Consider the following 947-nt stretch of genomic DNA (forward strand, 5'->3'; position numbering starts at 1 on the left):
GGATAATAAGTGAGGGCAGACGACATAGCGATTGTCATAATAAATGCAGTCGTGACTTTGAGAGTCGTTAGATTAACTAAAGCATTAAGTTTCATACTGTATAGGCTCGCCAATAAGTTAAATTAATTTTTCCGACTTGCTTGTTGCTGGATCTCAAGCAGAAACAGCAAAGTTGCAAGTAAACTGTACGGTGTAGTTTACTGGTGAAATTTGAAAAGTAAACTAATTAGTGTAAAAATAACTCAATCAGATATCTGAGAGTGAGTTATGAGCGAAGTTAAAAAAACACGAAGTGAGCTTAAGCGCGAAGCCATAGTGAATGGCGCAGTTGAAGCGTTTCAAAAATATGGTGTGAGCGATACCAGCATGGATAAAGTGGCCGAAACTGCAGGCGTGTCGAAGCGTACCGTGTACAATCATTTCCAAAATAAAGAAACTTTAGTTACTGAAATAATTAAAGATATTTGGAGTCAAAACTTCGTAAACCACGACTTTCCTTACGACGCGACAACCCCTGTAAAAGCGCAACTTCATGAGCTGGTGGTGAAAGAAATTCAGTTCATGAATGACAAAAAGATGCATGAGCTTATTCGCGTTGCAATGGGGGTGTGCTTATTCAACCCAGACAAATTTGTCGATAACATTGGTGAGTTTTTCGAACAAGAAACGACAACAATTCGATGGTTAAAGTCGGCCATGCAGGATGGCAAAATAAAAGAGGCTGAGCCACGTTTAGCGCATGAGCAGTTGGTGAGCTTATTAAAAGGCCAAGCATTTTGGCCGCAAATTTTGCATCAAGCAGAGCCATTGACTGAGCAAGAGATCACTAAATTGGCTGAAGATACAATCGACTTCTTCTTGGCCTACTACGAAGTTTAAGCTAACAAATATTAAAAACACCTTTTAGAGGTGCTGTGTAAGAGGTGAATCTAACCGTCGTTAACCTT

Annotated in this window: 1 protein-coding gene; it reads left to right on the top strand. The window is 39.7% G+C overall.

All coding sequences use genetic code 11. The features are described from left to right. The first annotated feature begins 267 nt into the window (after positions 1 to 267). Positions 268 to 879, top strand: coding sequence for a TetR/AcrR family transcriptional regulator (locus ACXAC4_RS18040; RefSeq protein ID WP_475161634.1), 612 nt, complete (start codon positions 268 to 270; stop codon positions 877 to 879). Positions 880 to 947 lie beyond the last annotated feature (68 nt).

Source organism: Pseudoalteromonas sp. AWM4_233 (assembly GCF_056158285.1).